This is a genomic window from Herpetosiphon sp. NSE202 (genome assembly GCF_042688385.1).
In the GTDB taxonomy this organism is placed as follows: domain Bacteria; phylum Chloroflexota; class Chloroflexia; order Chloroflexales; family Herpetosiphonaceae; genus Herpetosiphon.
This window is the reverse complement of record NZ_JBHUPY010000030.1, coordinates 21,250-37,762: the sequence shown is the minus strand read 5'-3', so window position 1 is coordinate 37,762 and position 16,513 is coordinate 21,250. Positions and strand designations below refer to the sequence as shown.

The 16,513-nt window shown below is 51.0% G+C and carries 14 protein-coding genes; 12 read left to right on the top strand and 2 right to left on the bottom strand.

Annotated elements, in window-relative coordinates:
- Nucleotides 1-129 precede the first annotated feature (129 nt).
- A complete protein-coding gene (locus tag ACFMKP_RS24590; protein ID WP_382296449.1) occupies nucleotides 130-666 on the top strand; it encodes a DinB family protein in 537 nt (178 codons plus the stop codon).
- A gap of 212 nt (nucleotides 667-878) precedes the next feature.
- Nucleotides 879-1,319: a hypothetical protein gene (locus ACFMKP_RS24585; RefSeq protein WP_054533264.1), complete on the top strand. Its 441-nt coding sequence runs from the start codon at nucleotides 879-881 to the stop codon at nucleotides 1,317-1,319.
- 371 nt (nucleotides 1,320-1,690) lie between these two features.
- On the opposite strand, the gene ACFMKP_RS24580 is transcribed toward ACFMKP_RS24585, so the two are convergent.
- Complete coding sequence (locus ACFMKP_RS24580; protein ID WP_382296447.1) at nucleotides 1,691-3,133, bottom strand: NOL1/NOP2/sun family putative RNA methylase; 1,443 nt, start codon at nucleotides 3,131-3,133, stop codon at nucleotides 1,691-1,693.
- 626 nt (nucleotides 3,134-3,759) lie between these two features.
- Between ACFMKP_RS24580 and ACFMKP_RS24575 the strand changes: the two genes are divergently transcribed.
- The 10 genes from ACFMKP_RS24575 (at nucleotide 3,760) to ACFMKP_RS24530 (ending at nucleotide 15,197) form a co-directional block, all read left to right on the top strand.
- Nucleotides 3,760-4,122 carry a hypothetical protein gene (locus ACFMKP_RS24575; RefSeq protein ID WP_382296444.1) on the top strand — a complete coding sequence of 121 codons (363 nt, stop codon included), beginning with the start codon at nucleotides 3,760-3,762 and terminating at the stop codon, nucleotides 4,120-4,122.
- A 34-nt stretch (nucleotides 4,123-4,156) separates the two neighbouring features.
- Complete coding sequence (locus ACFMKP_RS24570) at nucleotides 4,157-5,143, top strand: aldo/keto reductase (protein WP_382296441.1); 987 nt, start codon at nucleotides 4,157-4,159, stop codon at nucleotides 5,141-5,143.
- An 834-nt stretch (nucleotides 5,144-5,977) separates the two neighbouring features.
- On the top strand, nucleotides 5,978-6,280 hold the full coding sequence (locus ACFMKP_RS24565; RefSeq protein WP_382296439.1) for a hypothetical protein: 303 nt from the start codon (nucleotides 5,978-5,980) through the stop codon (nucleotides 6,278-6,280).
- A gap of 64 nt (nucleotides 6,281-6,344) precedes the next feature.
- Nucleotides 6,345-8,129, top strand: a complete 1,785-nt coding sequence (locus tag ACFMKP_RS24560) for a hypothetical protein (RefSeq protein WP_382296436.1) — start codon at nucleotides 6,345-6,347, stop codon at nucleotides 8,127-8,129.
- A gap of 20 nt (nucleotides 8,130-8,149) precedes the next feature.
- A complete protein-coding gene (locus ACFMKP_RS24555; RefSeq protein ID WP_382296433.1) occupies nucleotides 8,150-9,142 on the top strand; it encodes a CAP domain-containing protein in 993 nt (330 codons plus the stop codon).
- Nucleotides 9,143-9,257: 115 nt separating this feature from the next.
- Nucleotides 9,258-10,637 carry a hypothetical protein gene (locus ACFMKP_RS24550; protein WP_382296431.1) on the top strand — a complete coding sequence of 460 codons (1,380 nt, stop codon included), beginning with the start codon at nucleotides 9,258-9,260 and terminating at the stop codon, nucleotides 10,635-10,637.
- Nucleotides 10,638-10,646: 9 nt separating this feature from the next.
- Nucleotides 10,647-11,693, top strand: a complete 1,047-nt coding sequence (locus ACFMKP_RS24545; RefSeq protein ID WP_382296428.1) for a L,D-transpeptidase family protein — start codon at nucleotides 10,647-10,649, stop codon at nucleotides 11,691-11,693.
- 31 nt (nucleotides 11,694-11,724) lie between these two features.
- Nucleotides 11,725-13,104 carry a CAP domain-containing protein gene (locus ACFMKP_RS24540; RefSeq protein WP_382296425.1) on the top strand — a complete coding sequence of 460 codons (1,380 nt, stop codon included), beginning with the start codon at nucleotides 11,725-11,727 and terminating at the stop codon, nucleotides 13,102-13,104.
- A gap of 43 nt (nucleotides 13,105-13,147) precedes the next feature.
- Entirely contained in the window at nucleotides 13,148-13,294 is a 147-nt protein-coding gene (locus ACFMKP_RS24535; protein ID WP_382296424.1) for a hypothetical protein, read from the top strand.
- A 7-nt stretch (nucleotides 13,295-13,301) separates the two neighbouring features.
- The gene (locus tag ACFMKP_RS24530; protein ID WP_382296422.1) at nucleotides 13,302-15,197 is read left to right on the top strand and encodes a hypothetical protein; all 1,896 of its coding nucleotides are present in this window, start codon (nucleotides 13,302-13,304) and stop codon (nucleotides 15,195-15,197) included.
- On the opposite strand, the gene ACFMKP_RS24525 is transcribed toward ACFMKP_RS24530, so the two are convergent.
- Complete coding sequence (locus ACFMKP_RS24525; RefSeq protein ID WP_382296419.1) at nucleotides 15,181-16,497, bottom strand: hypothetical protein; 1,317 nt, start codon at nucleotides 16,495-16,497, stop codon at nucleotides 15,181-15,183. The two genes, ACFMKP_RS24530 and ACFMKP_RS24525, sit on opposite strands and share 17 nt — an antisense overlap.
- Between the last annotated feature and the right edge of the window lie 16 nt (nucleotides 16,498-16,513).

The following is a 16,513-nucleotide window of genomic DNA, read 5'->3' as shown; positions in this document are numbered from 1 at the left end:
GCGCACGGGAGAGGGGTTGGGGTGAGGGCATGCATAATCAATGCACTGCGATTGATCGTGCTTAAGAATGAGGTAAAGTTGGCGATTATTGGGCATACTTCAGGAGATTCTTACTTAAGGAGAACGCCTTTGCGCGAACAAAAAATTGTCGAACATGCTCACCCTGTTGCAGAAATCGGTGTCTGGCTTTGGGCGCTAGAAGATGCGCGCCGCCGAACCAACGAAGAAATTGCCCAATTGAGTGAAGCCATGATCGATTGGCAGCCACCCCATGGCGATAGCACCATTGGCAGCGTGCTCTATCATGTTGCCTTGATTGAAGCCGATTGGCTCTATGCTGAAGTGCTTGAGCGCGATGATTATCCCGAGCCAGCCGCCAGCCTGTTGCCTCACCCGCATCGGACGAGCCAAGGTTTATTGACCCCAGTCTTTGGTGAAACGATCGCCCAACATAGCGCCCGCCTCGCAAAAATTCGTGAATTGTTGTTAGAAACCTTTAAAGATATGAGTTTGGCCGATTTTCGGCGCGCGCGTGAATTTGAACCCTATCTTGTAACCTCAGAATGGGTGCTACACCATTTATGCCAGCACGAAGCAGAACATCGTAGCCAAATTGGTGGCCTACGGATTGCCTTCGAGCGTGCACATGGCATCGAATCCAGCTAAATACGCTGCGAAATTGCGATCTAATGGAGCTAGCCGTCGATCATGCTTGATCGGCGGCTTTTGGTTAAACGCTCGGCCTCAATCATGCAGGGCAGGCTTGGATTGGGCTTGACGCAAGTGCAGCATGGCCTTTATAATCGCCAAAAAGCGCGACGAAGCACTTTCCCCTCGTCACGTCTCCGAACCGCCTGTATACGTGAGGAGCATCACCCATGTCGGTATTCAAAGATTCAGAAGAATTGATCAAGTATCTTGGTGCGTTGTATGATGAAGCCAAGTGCGATCCTGAAATTGCGCCCAAAATCAAGCAATCTGGCCTCTCAATTCAGTATCGCTACGACGATCCCGCAGGGATTGTGAGCATTTTGGCTGATCGTCAGCCAACCCAAGAGGGTGCATTTTTCGATGTGGTTTGGGGTGAAGTTGCTGGGTTGAAGCCCGATGTTGTGATGTCGATGAAGGCCGATATTGCCCACCAATTTTGGCATGGCACAATCAATTTGATGGCTGCCCTAACTCGCCGCCAAATTGTGGCCAAAGGCCCGATTCCCAAAATTATCAAGCTGCTGCCAGCAGTTACCCCAATGTATGAGATGTATCCCCGACTTTTGAAGGAAATGGGGCGGCCTGAGTTAGTTGTTAGCAAAAAGTAAGTAGCTGTAGGGCATGCCCTCACCCCCCAGCCCCCTCTCCCACTAGACGCGGGCGAGGGGGAGCACTGGGTTTCAGCGGAATTGCAAAAGAGCTACGGAGTTAAATCCCCTCGCCCGCGCCACGGGCTTTCAAGGGTAGGTTGTTAAAAAGTGTGGTGGTCAAACATGCCCTCACCCCCCAACCCCCTCTCCCACTGAACGCGGGCGAGGGGGAGCCGACCTTTTTCGCCAAGGAATTGCGGGAGAACCAGCGCGTTAAAGCCCCTCGCCCGTTGGACGGGAGAGGGGTTGGGGTGAGGGGATCTTAACCCCTATTCTTGCAAACATTCCCCAGCCCCTGAATCCTGACCCCTGCCCCCTGACCCCTCTATTTATTGCCAATGCGGCAGCAAATTCTCTAAAGTGTTGGCGTTGATTTGGCCTAAACCAAGGTAGCGTTGCTGTTGATCTTCGACTACCACGATGCTGCCATCAGGATACGAACTCTTTTTAATCGGTAGATCGCGGCGCGCCAACCATTCGTCGATCTGGTGATCGCTGATGGTGAGCCGCTGCTGGCTGAATTGGGCTGCATAGCGCGAGGCCAAATCGTGGCCTGGCTGAAAGCCATGACGCGATAGTTTGCCAATATGTATGCCTGCACTAACAAACGGGAAATGCTCGAAATTGCTCAGCCAGCGCTCAGGAATCGCCTGAATGCTCTTGCCATTGCGCCATAAACTGAGGCCTTGGCTGGCTAAGAGCGCGGGCAAATCGAAGCCATAATTCTGTAAGCTGCTGATAATTTGCTGCTGCTCTTCATTGGTTACGGCTTTGTAGCCAGCTTTGGCAAGCGTCTGTTGCGGGCGCTCGAGGCTTGGCGTGGCAATCTGATCGCGCTTGACAATCAGCGCTGCGAAAAATCCCGCCGTATTGTAGAGATGTGGCCAGAGGCGCAAGGCTTTGCCAACCTCAGCATCGTAGGCTTGCGCGCCTGCGGCCATCAACCCCGGGGCGTGAATTGGCACGCGCTGCGGAATTGGCCGAATTTCAATTTGCTCAGGGTAGCGCTTGAGCAGCGCATCAAGCACTGCCTCATCTTCCTCGGGTGCAAGGCTACAGGTTGAGTAGACCACTTGGCCGTTGGGGCGAGCCGCTTGCAGCGCACTTTCGAGCAACTTAATTTGGCGTTGTTGCAGGGTGTTGCGTTCGTGGCTCGAAACTAAGCGGCTGGTGTGGCGTTCGCTGGTGCGCAAGGCTTCGCCACTACATGGCGCATCCAACAAGACATAATCAAATTGCTCTGGCAGCCAACGGCCCATGCGCTCGCCTGGTTGGTTGGTGATGACCGCCGAGGTGCTGCCCCAGCGTTGCAGATTGCCCTTGAGGCCAGAAATACGTTGCAAATTGCTATCGTTGGCCACCACCAGCCCGCGATCGCCAAGCTGCGAGATGAGATGGGTGGTTTTGCCACCAGGCGCGGCTGTCATGTCGAGCACGCTTGGCTCGGCCTCGGGATTAAATTCAAATAGCTCGACGGGTAACATCGAAGCTGCATCTTGAATGTAATAATGGCCCATTTGATGCTCGACCGTGCGGCTTAAATTGCTGGTTTCGTTGCCAAGCTGCCAGCCAGTTGGGCAGAATGGCACTTGCTCAAGTTGCCAACCATAGGCTTGTTGCCAGGCTTTGGGGCTAGCCGCATTGGCCTTGAGCGGATTGACGCGCAAGCCACTCGGCAACGGCTGATTCATGCTCTCAAGCAGTTGGTTGAGTTCGGTTTCATTCAATAAATCGCGATACGCTTCAAGCGGGCGCGGTATTTGACGGGTCATTTATATTCCTTTATGCGGGATCAAATTCCGATCCACGAAGAGCACGAAGAGCACGAAGGCCAAAACCGCGAAGGACGCGAAGGACGCAAAGGAAGGTTGGTTTGATCAGCTGTCTGGATTGTTAACCATGCAACCAACAGTTGTGCCCTTAATTTAATATCAAGTAATTGTACGCGAGAAGCATGGAGAAATCAAAAGTCAAAAGTCAAAAGTCAAAAGTCAGAAGTCAAAAATCAAAGAATATATATTTAACGCAGCGGCGCAGAGAAACGAAGGATGAGGGATGAGAGATGAAAATCAAAAGGCAAAAAGCTATTTTAACCACGAAGAGCACGAAGGGATGAAGCTATAGGCTAGCAGGTTCATGCCCTCACCCCCAGCCCCTCTCCCACTGAACGCGGGCGAGGGGAGCACTAACCGCACGGTTCCCCCTCGCCTCGCGGGCGGGAGAGGGGGTGAGGGGATCAAAACAATCTGGGCAATCTGTAGCTAAAACGTGCTTCGCGGTCTTAGCGTCCTTCGCGGTTTCCGTGCTTCGTGTGGCTTCGTGTCCTTCGTGGATCAATTGCTGGATCATTAACCGCAACTTGCTGCTAAAATGGCTACGGATTAACTTCGAGGTCAGTATGACAATTTTATCGCCGCGAGTGCGTTCAATTCGCACAATTTATAGTGTTTTGACGTTGGTCGTGCTTGGTTTATTGATTTGGGGCGTGTGGCATTTATTTGCCAATGATGCGCCGACGGTGCAAGGGCGTTGGCAAATGGTGAGCCAAGTGGTTGAGTTTCAGGCCGATGGCATGGTCACTGGCTTAGCGAGCGAGCCGCTGCGCTACGACGTGTTGAGTGCGACCGAATTGCGCTTAACCAGCGCTGATGGCAAGCAACAAACCGCGACCTATGCCTTGAGCGTCGAGCAGCTGAGCTTAGTCATGTTGAACCAGCAAGGCGAAATGCAAACCCACCTGCTGCAACGAATTGAGCAATAATCGCAAGCTACACCTAGCAATCTGAGGAGTTTCTATGGATTATCGAGAACTGGGCCGAACTGGCTGGAAGATTTCATCGATCGGCTTTGGGGCGTGGGCGATTGGCGGCGATGCCTGGGGCAAAACCGACGATGCCACCTCGCTGGCGACGATTCATGCAGCAATTGATGCAGGCGTGAATTTTATTGATACTGCCGATGTCTATGGCGATGGTCACTCTGAGCGCCTCATTGCGCAAGTGCTGCGCGAGCGTTCGGAGCAAGTGATTGTGGCAACCAAGGCTGGGCGGCGCTTGAACCCGCATACGGCTGCTGGCTACAATCGCGAAAATCTAACCGCCTTTGTTGAACGCAGTTTGCACAATCTCAATACAGAAGCGCTGGATTTGCTGCAATTGCACTGCCCGCCAAGCGAAGTTTATGCCATGCCCGACGTATTTGGCGTGCTTGATGATTTGGTGCGGGCTGGCAAAGTGCGCTACTACGGCGTAAGCGTCGAGCGGGTTGATGAAGCACTGGCAGCAATTGAATTTCCCAATGTGCAAAGCGTGCAGATTATTTTCAATCTCTTTCGCCACAAACCAATTGATCAATTTTTTGCTGCGGCGCAAGCCAAGCGAGTTGGCATTTTGGCGCGGGTGCCATTAGCGAGTGGTTTATTATCGGGCAAAATTACGGCAGCTACTAATTTCGAGGCCAACGATCATCGCAATTATAATCGCCATGGTGAAGCCTTCGACCAAGGCGAAACCTTTGCGGGCGTGGATTATGCGACTGGTTTGCAAGCGGTCGAGGAATTACGCGCTTTAGTGCCAATCGATGCCAGCATGGCCCAATTTGCTTTACGCTGGATCTTGATGTTCGATGCAGTGACGACGGCCATTCCTGGGGCCAAAACGCCAGCCCAAATGCGCGCCAACGCCGATGCCGCCGCGCTTGCGCCGCTTGATGCAGCAACCATGGCCGAGGCTCAAGCAATTTACGAACGCCTCATTCGCCCGCTGGTGCATGAGCGTTGGTAATTAGCTAGGGGTTGGAGATCAGGGGTCAGGGGTTAGCATTCTTTGTGGATCATGGATTGTGATCCACGAAGAGCACGAAACCGCGAAGGACGCTAAGATCGCGAAGGGAAATTGGCTATTGGCTTTGGGCTATCGGGGTTTGGGTGAAATTGCATCCAAATTGTTGCGATAGCTAATAGTTGTACTGGTCATTGGATTGGCAACGCAGGGCATGCCCTCACCCCCAGTCCCTCGCCCACTGAACGCGGACGAGGGGAGTCCCCGTTTTTACCGACACATTGCACAAGAACCATGGCATTAAAGCCCCTCGCCCGCGCCACGGGAGAGGGGTTAGGGTGAGGGGATCAGGCGGTTGTTAATGCTATGAACCAGTACACATAGCCAATAGCCACGAAACATGTTTCTATAGCCAAAAGCCTGATCGCCGACCCCTGACCCCTTTCGCCAAAAGCCTGATCCCCGACCTCTGATCGCCGACCCCTGATCGCCGACCCCCGACCCCCGATCCCTGATCCCCGACCCCTTTCGCCAAAAGCCTGATCGCCGACCCCCGATCCCTGATCCCCGATCCCTGATCCCCGATCCCTGATCCCCGACCTCTTTCACCTAATTTTTATAAACCTGCTTGAAAAAGCTATAAAGTCTTTTTAATTAGCCAAAGCCCCCCATGAACAGTGTTAAGCTCGCCATGGATTGTGCCTATGCCGTCAAGGCGTATTTTGTTATAGTCGAATCAGACAGGAGCGCTATATTTAAGCTATTTATCGACTGAAAAAATCTAAGCCTTTCGCATCATATAGCTATGAAGCTTTGGTTATTGTTTTAGGAGGAATGATGAAAAGCAGCTTGATTCGATTGGTTGGCTTAGGTTTGTTGGTTTTAGCTATGTTGCCTACCACAACTTGGGCCGCAGGCAGTGCCAATATTTACGCCTCATGTGGCAATGGCGCTTGGGTTAGTCTTGGTGGGAGCGGCAGCGTGCAAGTGACCTTCAATCGCTTGGCTGCTAGTCCTGTTATTAAACATATAAACCTTGGTGGTGGGATGTCAACGGTGGTTTATTCAGGTGTAGCTGGAAGTTATTCGACAGTCTCGGTTAGTGGCAATAGCACTATTTCTGGTGCTGGCTGTGCCTAAATAGAGTCAGATCTGAGGGGAAGGTTTTCGTGCATCAATGATTCTACACCATGAGGAGGTCGCTATGCGTTCAAGGATTGGCTATGGCGTGCTTGGTTTCGTTATTTTTGTGCTCGGTGGAATCACGACCCAACAGACAACCGCTCAATCAGCGAATAATCCAGTGGGGCCATCCACGTTGTATGCTGGCACATTTACCTATCAAGGCGAGTTGGTTAGCAGTGGCACTGCAATTAATAATGTTTGTGATTTTCAATTTAGTCTCTATAGTGTTGCCAGTGGCGGCAGCCAGCTTGGCTCGACTCAGACAGCATTGAATGTGAATGTGCAAAAGGGTCGGTTTAGTGTTGAGCTTGATGCTGGCGTAAGTGGCCCTTTTGGCGAAGCGTTTACTGGTGGTGACCGCTGGCTGAGTATTGCTGTTCGCTGCCCGGCAGGAACTGGCAGCTATACTGCGCTTAATCCCCGTCAGAAGATTACAGCAACGCCCTATGCCTTGAGCCTCAAGCCAGGTGCGGTTGTGCGTAGCGCCGAACCATTCAATTCGATCTTTACTGCGAGTAATCTTGGTACGTCCGGCAATGGCTTAGCAGGTTATGGCACGACCAGCGGGGTTTATGGCGAAGGCACAAGCCAAAGCAATGAAACCTATGGGGTTTATGGCACCACTGGCTCAAGCTCAACATCTGCAAGTGCAGTGTATGGCCGCAACAATGGCGCTGGGATTGGGGTGCATGGCATGAGCACTGGCTATGATGGGGTTGCTGGTGAGTCAACGAATATATTAGGAAATGGGGTTCGAGGGGTAGCCAATAATGGCCCAGCAGCCTATGGAGTTTGGGGTCTAAGTACGAATGGACGTGGTGTTGTGGGTAATACGACTTCAGGGATTGGAGTTTCTGGTGAAAGTGTATCGAGCATTGGTGTTTCAGGGAGAAGTACGTCAGGTAGTGGTGTTTATGGCTTTAGCAACGATGCTTTAGGAGTTTCTGGTGCAAGTTCTAATTGGGTAGGCGTGCAAGGCATTGGTGCTGATACAGGGGTGCGCGGATTTAGCACAGATAACTCTGGGGTTTGGGGTCAAAGCGAAAATGGTAGTGGCATTCTGGGGGTAAGTGGTGGCAATTATGCCAGTGTTTGGGGTTTCACCAGTAGCCATAATACTGCTGTTCAAGGTCAGCAAATTGAATCAGGCACTGGTAACGGGGTTGAAGGAATTGCAGTTAGCGGCAATGGGATTGTTGGGATTAGCCAAAGTGGCTATGCTGGCATGTTCTATGGCTCGGTCAATGTGACAGGGGCCATCAATGCTGCGGTTAAAAATTTTCGCATCGATCACCCACTTGATCCTGCAAACCAATATTTGCAACATGCTTCGGTCGAAAGCGATGCAATGAAGACCATTTATGATGGCGTAGCCGTGCTTGACCGCGATGGCAAGGCTGTGGTTAAACTGCCTGATTGGTTTGAAGCGCTGAATGGCGATTTCCGCTATCAACTTACTGCACTCAATGCCCCCGGCCCAGGTTTATATATTGCTGCCGAAATTAAGCAGAACCAATTTACGATTGCTGGCGGCAGCGCTGGCAGTAAAGTTTCATGGCAAGTTACTGGCATTCGCCATGATCCCTATGCGGTCGCCAATCCGCTGCAGGTAGAAGTAACCAAGCCATTAACCGAGCAAGGAACCTATTTGGCTCCTCAAGGCTCTGCCCAAGCAGCCAAAGGAGTTGATGCCCGCTATCGCAGCACAATCAAGAACCCACCAAGCATTCCTACCATCGATATTCCGGCGGCACCAGCACAAGAATTGGAGCAAGAACTCCAGCGTAAATTGGAACGCCGTTAGTGATGTAAAGGATTGTGATTATGCTACGGAAACATTGGCTTAAATGCTGCTTGATTGGCGTAATGCTGCTTGGCTATAGTTCTTTGCGCGCCGCGCCATCCAATTATGATCTGCGTTGGTTTTCGATCGATGCTGGTGGTGGTAGTGCGCAGGGTGGGGCTTATGCGCTCAGCGGTAGCATCGGCCAAGCAGATGCAGGCCAGCTGAATGGTGGCGTGTATACGCTGAACGGTGGCTTTATCATTCCTGCGGCCACAGTCCTACCAGGGGTTTGGCTACCGCTTACCTTGGGCTATTCACAGCCACCAGTCTACCCTACGCCAACCGCGACGAATACCCAAACGCCAACTCGCACGCCCTTGGCAACTGCAACAAATATCAACACGCCAACCAGCACGCCAACGGCAACTGCAACGAATACCCAAACGCCAACCCGTACGCCAACCCGCACACCGACGGCAACTGCGACCAACCTACCGCCAACGGCAACTGCGACGAGTACCCGCACACCAACCAGCATGCCGACGGCAACCGCGACGAATACCCGCACACCAACCAGCATGCCGACGGCAACCCCAAATTCGGGTGATTTTGAGGCCCAAGTGCTAACCTTGGTCAATCAAGAACGTGCTCAAGCTGGTTGTGGCGCACTCACGGTTGATTCGCGCTTGCGAACTGCTGCTTGGCTGCATAGCCAAGACATGGCGATTAATAACTTCTTTAGCCATACTGGTTCGAATGGATCAAGTTTTGGTCAGCGCATAAATGCCCAGGGCTATAGCTTCTCAACAGGTGGTGAGAATATAGCTGTAGGCTATAGTTCGCCACAGGCGGTTGTTACTGGATGGATGAATAGTACCGGTCATCGGGCCAATATCTTAAACTGCAACTTTACCCAAACCGGGATTGGCTACTACTATCAAGCTAACGATCAAGGCAATGTTTGCATTGATGGTGGATGTAGCAATGGCCCATATTTTCACTATTGGACTCACGTGTTTGCTCGCCCATAAATAGTGCTCGCAGCACAGTGCTGAAGGTAGCTGCTGCTTGATTCAGCGCTGTGCTACATACTCTCCATTGCTGATCTGAGCTTTGGAATCACTACGCTAGGAGGGTGCAATGTTCATGCGATTTTCTGCATTCTTGATCTGCTGGCTTGGCATTACCATGAATATTTCTGCAACACCACAACCTGATTCCGCTCAATTGAACGATCTGAGCCTTGTGAAACGCCAGGCGATTTATGGCCCGACCTTTCAACCACCTGGGATAGCGCCATCGGCAATGCAGCAAACATATGATATTCGGCTGCAAGGCAACGATAGTAATTGTGATTTTATTGCGCTCAGAAATGGCATTCAAAATATTGGGGGAGCTGGTGACGCAGCCTATGCTACTGCGCGCACGATGATTTCCCAAAGCCCCCGCGATTATTATGAAGGTTTTTATACCTTAAAAGGCCCAAATGGCTCAGATCAGCGCTTCTCGCTCGATAATCTTGGTGCTGCCGCCGCTGCCTTTATTGGGGTCTATCAAGCGCTTGGTTATAACGCACTGCTGCTCATGGCCGAACCAGATCAGCGTGATTATAGTTTCGCCCAAAGTATCGTTGATCAGTTGCTGAAAAATCCGCATGCTTCATTCGCCCATGCCTGGATTACCCCGCGTGAGTATAGGCGCAATGCACGGAACATTGTTGTTCCCGAAACCAATGAAACCGTTGCGATGCTCTATCCCTATCACGAGGTCGCAGTCTTTGTCGACCCACGTACGCCGCAGCAAGTCATTATTCTTGATGGTTTAGTTGGCTACCCATTTGCGCTTACGCTGGATACCTTTGCAGACTGGTTGCGGGGGTTTAATAGCGTGATTATGGTCAGTGCAGAGGCGGGCAGCATCGCTGATCATCAGCGTTATCAATTTGCTGCCCGAACCGCGCCCTATGTGGCGAATCGGCTTGGTGGGCCGTATTTATACGCCGCACGCAAGGCCTTTGGCAGCGACTATCTGCAATGGGGCGAAGTGCTTGGCCAACCCTTTCGCTGGCACGATCAACAGCTAACCAAAGTTGTTTTACCAGGAACCTATGTTCATTATGAACGGGTTGAGGCTGGGCCAATTACCCTCGCTTTATTGGGCACGCGGATGGGCTACGATTTGGAGGCAGCAGGAATCTTGCCCATCGGAACTATTCGCCCATGGGAAAAGACTGTTTTGGTTAATGGTATTCGCGAGTGGGTTATTGCGAGTTTTGGCTCTGAGCAACATTTTCTCGCGGTATTTGGCAACGTTTTGACCCAAGAAATTTGGCTATCGCAAGCAACGATGCAGCAGTATGTGCTGCGCAACATTCCCAATCAACGTGTTGATCAAAATGGGATTGATGGCTATATTATTGTGTTGACAGAACGTGCTATGATCGCTTGGAATGCCCAGCAAGGCACCTTCCTCATTCCATTGGGCCAGATCTATGATCACGAACTTCAACGAATGCTACGCCCATAGGAGGTTACAATGCGCTTGTTGATTCCTCGTTTGCTGCTCCTGATCGCACTACTCTTGATTAATCGCTCGGCTTATGCGGTGGAACCATCAGTTCAAGCTGTTTATTTTGCGCAAACTGGCCATCATGTTGATGATCAATTCGGATTCTTGAGCTATTGGCGTGCACATGGTCAAGTAACACGGCTTGGCTATCCAATTACGGAACAAATTGTTGAGCATAACCGCCCTGTGCAATATTTTGAACGCGCTCGGCTTGAATTTCATGCTGAGCACAATCAGGTATTGCTTGGGCTTTTAGGTCGCGAGCTAGGCATGGCTACGCCTGCGGTTGCGGTCAGCGCTGATCCAAGTGTGATCTCTATTCCTGAGACTGGCCATACGCTGCAGGGTGAATTTCGCGAATTTTGGCAGCGTTCTGCAGGGCTTCAATTTCTTGGCTATCCGATTGCAGAGCCTACCAATGAGGATGGAATGCTTGTTCAGTGGTTTGAACGGGGCCGCTTAGAATATCATCCAGAAGCCTTAAAACCACTGTGGCTCGCCTACGAGCAACTTAAGGCGATCGATCTTGATCCATTGTATGAAATTATTCCGAGCGCGGTTGGCCGCCAAGTGGCTCAGCTCAATGGTCTGATGCTCGACGCAGTGCCACAGCGCCAAGCAGTGCCTACGTGGTCGCCTCAGCTTTGGCCCCAAACGATCAAGGTCTCGTTGACAAACTATACACTTGAGGCCTACGAAGCCGATTTAAAGGTCTTGACTGCGCCAATTGCGATTGGCAAACCAGGCTTTGAGACGGTCAGCGGCAGCTTTCTGGTCTATCAAAAATGGTGGGAAAAAGATATGCAAAGCAGCGAACGTGGTGAATCCTGGAATACGAGCGCTGTGCCATTTGTCCAATTTTTCTACCGCGATTGGGCGATTCATGGCACCTATTGGCATGCAGATTTTGGCACTCGTCGCTCGCATGGCTGTATCAACCTTGCTTTAGCCGAAGCTGAATGGCTCTATAACTGGACTGATCGCACTGGCACAGCGGTAATCGTTCATCCATAAATCGTTATGGATTGATCTGAAGGAGTAGATAATGCAGAAGCTACGCTGGGGATTAATCTGCTTGCTTGGCTTAAGCTTGTGGCCAATTCAGGCAGTCGCTGCCCGGGAACAATGCTTCCCCGCAGAACAATCGGCTTATTGTATTGATGCAAGTTTTAATTCCTATTGGGAAACCAACGGCGGACTTGCGGTATTTGGCTACCCAATTACATGGGCTGATAACGAAACCAATGCTGATACTGGCCAACAGTATCTTACCCAATGGTTTGAGCGCAATCGGTTGGAATGGCATCCTGAGAACGCAGGAACGCCCTATGTGATTTTGCTGGGGCTGCTTGGCAAAGATCGCTTGCAGCAACTTGGCCGTGACCCATTTGTCGAAGGCCGTGAAGCAGGCCCACGTGATGGATGCTTATGGTTTGAACAAACTGGGCATAATCTTTGCGACCAACAGGCAGGCCTAGGCTTTCGCAGCTACTGGGAGAACCATGGGCTCAACATTGCTGGCTTAAATGCCTATGAGCGCTCGTTGCAACTGTTTGGCTTACCACTGACTGAACCAAAAATGGAAACCAATGCCAGTGGCGATACGGTAGTAACCCAATGGTTTGAGCGTGCTCGTTTTGAGTGGCATCCCAATAATCCTGATCAATTTAAGGTTTTGCTTGGCTTACTCGGCAGTGAAATTTTGGGGCCACCGCCGCCTCAACCTCAAGGCTGGCTTGAGGCTGTCAATTTCTATCGGGCCAATGCAGGTTTAGCGCCAGTTGCCGAAGATGCGGTGCTTAATGACAATTGTTTTCAGCATGCCCGCTATATGGCCGAAAATCGTCATCTGACCCATGATCAAGACCCCAGTTTGCCATGGGCCTCGCCTGCTGGCCAAATTTGTGGCAGCAATGGCAACGCTTGGCTTGGCGGTGGCGCAGGCTGGACGGCAGTTGATGCGGTTGAGGGTTGGATGTCCTCACCTGGGCATCGACTGTGGTTGCTCTACCCAACAACGCCGGTTTTTGGCTTTGGTTTTTATCGGGCTGAAAATGGTACCTCGGCAGCAGGCCTTGATGTGCTTTCACGCACTGCAATGGATGCAGATGAAACGTACGCTGGTTGGCCAATTCGCTATCCTGCTGATGCTGAGCGCTTTATTCCGCCAAGCAAGTATCCAATTACTCTAAGTTGGCGCTACTTTGGGGACAATCCAATTATCAGTAGCACGACAATTGAAACGAGCAACGGGGTTCAAATTGCCCATTCTGCAAGCACTGATCTGCCTGCTGGGCATAAAGGGGTACTTTTGTTGCCGACCAATCCGTTGCCAGCAAATAGCCGAATTACGGTGCATGTTACTGGAAGCTATGACAATATCCCGTTCGATAGCCGTTGGACATTTACAACTAGTCGGCGCTAGGCATACTTGGGTTGAGTGAATGCTGGTAGTTTAAGGAGCATTTATGGCTACAATAATTGATCGGTTTGTGCGGCGCTGGTGGTTTTCATTGTTGATGGTGACGATCTTGGTAGCGGTTGTTTTTTTCGTCACTCCGATTGAACCAGTTTTGAGTCGCTATTACGCCTATTTGCCAATCTCGTTTAAATAAGCTGGCTATGCGTAAATATGCCGACGCGCTGCTGTTGTTGCTTTGGGTGGGGCATGTGTTGATCTATGCCATGCTTGCCCCACCATGGCAACATTATGATGAGCCAACCCATTTTGAATATATCGCGCTTATTCGTAAGCTTGACCAAATTCCGAGCCTCGAAGTGCACGATCATGGCGTGCGGCGGGCAATAGCTGCTTCAATGCTTGAAGAGGGCTTTTTTGCCTCGCCCCATAGCGAGCTTGAACCGTTTGAGCTTGATGATCCGGAATTAACGCTTGGCTTTAATGAACGTACTCATCCTGCACTCTATTATTGGCTTGCAGCAACCCTCACTACGCCATTTCAATCAAAACCAGTTGTTGATCAATTACGGGCTGCTCGACTGCTCAGTGTGTTGTTGGCAACGCTCTTTTTTTATAGCGTTGTGCGACTTATTGCCAAGCTGCAACTGGCTAGTGACGTTCAGTCGACGATTCTCGCTACGTTGGCCTTTAATCCTGCGCTTGCTGATACGATGAGTAGCGTTAATAGCGATGTTTTGGCGAATCTGGTTGCAGTTTGGCTTTTTGCGGCGAGCCTCCGTTTTGCCCAACGGCCAAGTTGGCGCTGGCTGGTGGTTGGGCTTAGCTTGATGCTATTAGCGTGGAATGTTAAACGCATGCTGGTTCCCTTTGCCCTGATTGTTCCGCTGGGATGGCTGATGAGTTTGCCGCCAATCTATCGCTGGCGGATAGGAGCAGCCTTGGGGCTTGGCTTGGTGTTTGGTTGCTATGGCGCAAGTCAGGTTCTGCCGCGTAAATTAGCGGCTTGGACAAGCGTTGCAGCAAATTATGAACCAGGCTTTGAGCCCCAGTCGACAACTATTGTTCGGCGCGGGACTGCTGCTTTTCAGCTTGATCGACCTGTTGATGGGCCTGGCCCAATGCTTGAACAAGAGATTGCACCGTTTTTACGTAAAGATCTTGCTGGGCAAGTGCTGACCTTGAGCGGCTGGATGCGCACTGATCGCGAAGGAATCCTTGGGCTTACACCAGCCCTCCAATATAATCAAACGGTCGTACACGATAGTATTTATCTTGGAACAACCTGGAAATATGTCTCAATCACGACGCGCATCCCAACCGATACAACCTATCTTGCTGTGCGCTTAAGTGGGCCATTGAGCCACGCTACAATCTTTTATGATTCGCTGACGCTGATTGCAGGCTATGCTCCTGGCGACGATGCCACTCCTGATGGTGAGCTTGAAAAAGCTCTTCTTGACCAAGGTGTACCGCAAAACTTTTTACGCAATAGCGATGCAGAGTTGCAGATCCCTCTTGTGCCAAGCGCGATGAGTGGTCTTACGTCGCGCCATATTGATGCTCAAAGTATTGATCGCATGCTGGAAAAAGCCGTTAATCCTGAATGGATTAGGGCAGTGTACCCACGCCAAGCCCTAGCCCTCTTTCAAGGCTTTTGGGGTGTTTTTGGCTGGGGCGAAATCAGTGTTTCAGCAGGCTGGTTTACGGCAATTGGTTTGTTGGTTGGGCTTGGGTTGGTCGGCGCTATGCGTCAAAGTTATCGCTTTGCTCGGCAAACTCCTGGCGATCTTGCGCACATCCAGCCTATAGCTTGGTGGATGATTTGCTTGGCAGTAGGGTTGGGCTGGGCCATGGCCTTTTTGCGGGTGCATTTACAACCGATTCAAGGCGCATTTATTTGGAGTTTTGGGCGCTATACGTTTGTGGCGGTTGTTCCATCATTGATCATCCTGGTGGTGGGATTGAGGAGCTTGTTTCCACCTCATCTTCGCCGCCAAGGCCTAGTTGGGATGAGTGTTTTTTTAGGGTTATTTGCAAGCATGGCCTTGATCAGCACACTCTTGCCCTATTGGACAGCCTTTAAGGTTGGATTGTAAGGGCTGCGTGTTGCAGGCAAAGCTCAAGATTATTGATATGATAAAAGCAGACGCGGGTTGCGGTTGCTTTAGGTCGACCAAAATCGCGCGTAAGCGTTCCGCCATTGCAATAGGAGCCGCCAACTGCAAACAGCCCAGTCCATAAATCTGATGGAATTGAATACCCATCACACGCCGTTGGCAGTTCCTTTTCTTGAATATCAGCAAGCATCCAAGCAACTCCGCCTGCATAATCAGCTTGGCGCAAGGCATTGAGATTGGTTTCGACATAAAATGGGGCGGTTTCAAAGCAGGCTGCGAATAGCGGATTAATGCGACAGATCGCAGGCCCTTCCGACCAATGAACGCTGCCAGGAAACGGATCGGTCGGGAAGCCATATTCTTCGAGCACAACCGGGCCGCGATAGCCATACTCGCGAATGCTGGTGATCAACCAGAGGCCACGGCCTCCATAATTGTGCGGTGCTAAAAAATCGATCAAACTTGCCAAACTAACACCGTGCTGATCGCGCAGAAAATAATTAGCAATCCCGCCTTTAGCCGCTGGTGCTATCAGCTCAGTTGACATGCCAACAGTGATCAGGATTTGTGGGGTGCGGGCTTTAATGAGCGCTCTGGTTTGGCGAATCCAATCGATGGCTTGATCAAGATATGCCTGTTTGGGATTAGCTAGGCAATCACGGCGATGGTGTGGATCGCAATAATTATTGATTTCATTATCAAGATTAATATAGGCCAGCATGGCTAGGCTATCGCGTTCTAAAAAATAGGAAAGCATCCCTTCAATCCACTGTTGTTGCCCGCTGGTTAACGTCCATTCATCACTATTATGGATGGATATGCCCAACCGCATGCCGCGTGCATTCGCCCGACTGGCAAAATCGTAGAGGGTCGCATAGCTAGTTGGGATAACCACCTGCTGGCCCGAAGCTAATGGTAAATCAACAAAAATTCGAAGCAGATTTGCGTATAGCGCTTGTTGGGCTCGTCCAAGCCAATAATCAAGTGAACCATCCTGAATTGCTTGATTGTATTCAGCATCCCAAAACGTTCGGCCATTAATTCCATATTGCGGCAAGAAAAACTGAACCCCATGCATAACCCATGGGCCATACTGATCAAAGAATCCTGCACCGTCGATCCGTAATTGCCCACAGGTTGATGGAGTTGCTGGCTGACAGGTGTTTGGTTGTTTGAATGACTGCACTGGGGAAGCCGTCATTGCCTGCTTGCTTGAAAATCGGGCTTGGATTCCAAGCAGTAGCAGCACGATCCCGAGACTGGCAAAAACCTTTTTCATTCTTCGCCTCTTGCTG

Excerpts from the sequence above, each read along its gene's own strand:
- ACFMKP_RS24585 (WP_054533264.1), top strand. The coding sequence starts at position 879 with ATGTCGGTATTCAAAGATTCAGAAGAATTGATCAAGTATCTTGGTGCG.
- ACFMKP_RS24580 (WP_382296447.1), bottom strand. The coding sequence starts at position 3,133 with ATGACCCGTCAAATACCGCGCCCGCTTGAAGCGTATCGCGATTTATTG.
- ACFMKP_RS24575 (WP_382296444.1), top strand. The coding sequence starts at position 3,760 with ATGACAATTTTATCGCCGCGAGTGCGTTCAATTCGCACAATTTATAGT.
- ACFMKP_RS24570 (WP_382296441.1), top strand. The coding sequence starts at position 4,157 with ATGGATTATCGAGAACTGGGCCGAACTGGCTGGAAGATTTCATCGATC.
- ACFMKP_RS24565 (WP_382296439.1), top strand. The coding sequence starts at position 5,978 with ATGAAAAGCAGCTTGATTCGATTGGTTGGCTTAGGTTTGTTGGTTTTA.
- ACFMKP_RS24560 (WP_382296436.1), top strand. The coding sequence starts at position 6,345 with ATGCGTTCAAGGATTGGCTATGGCGTGCTTGGTTTCGTTATTTTTGTG.
- ACFMKP_RS24555 (WP_382296433.1), top strand. The coding sequence starts at position 8,150 with ATGCTACGGAAACATTGGCTTAAATGCTGCTTGATTGGCGTAATGCTG.
- ACFMKP_RS24550 (WP_382296431.1), top strand. The coding sequence starts at position 9,258 with ATGCGATTTTCTGCATTCTTGATCTGCTGGCTTGGCATTACCATGAAT.
- ACFMKP_RS24545 (WP_382296428.1), top strand. The coding sequence starts at position 10,647 with ATGCGCTTGTTGATTCCTCGTTTGCTGCTCCTGATCGCACTACTCTTG.
- ACFMKP_RS24540 (WP_382296425.1), top strand. The coding sequence starts at position 11,725 with ATGCAGAAGCTACGCTGGGGATTAATCTGCTTGCTTGGCTTAAGCTTG.
- ACFMKP_RS24535 (WP_382296424.1), top strand. The coding sequence starts at position 13,148 with ATGGCTACAATAATTGATCGGTTTGTGCGGCGCTGGTGGTTTTCATTG.
- ACFMKP_RS24530 (WP_382296422.1), top strand. The coding sequence starts at position 13,302 with ATGCGTAAATATGCCGACGCGCTGCTGTTGTTGCTTTGGGTGGGGCAT.
- ACFMKP_RS24525 (WP_382296419.1), bottom strand. The coding sequence starts at position 16,497 with ATGAAAAAGGTTTTTGCCAGTCTCGGGATCGTGCTGCTACTGCTTGGA.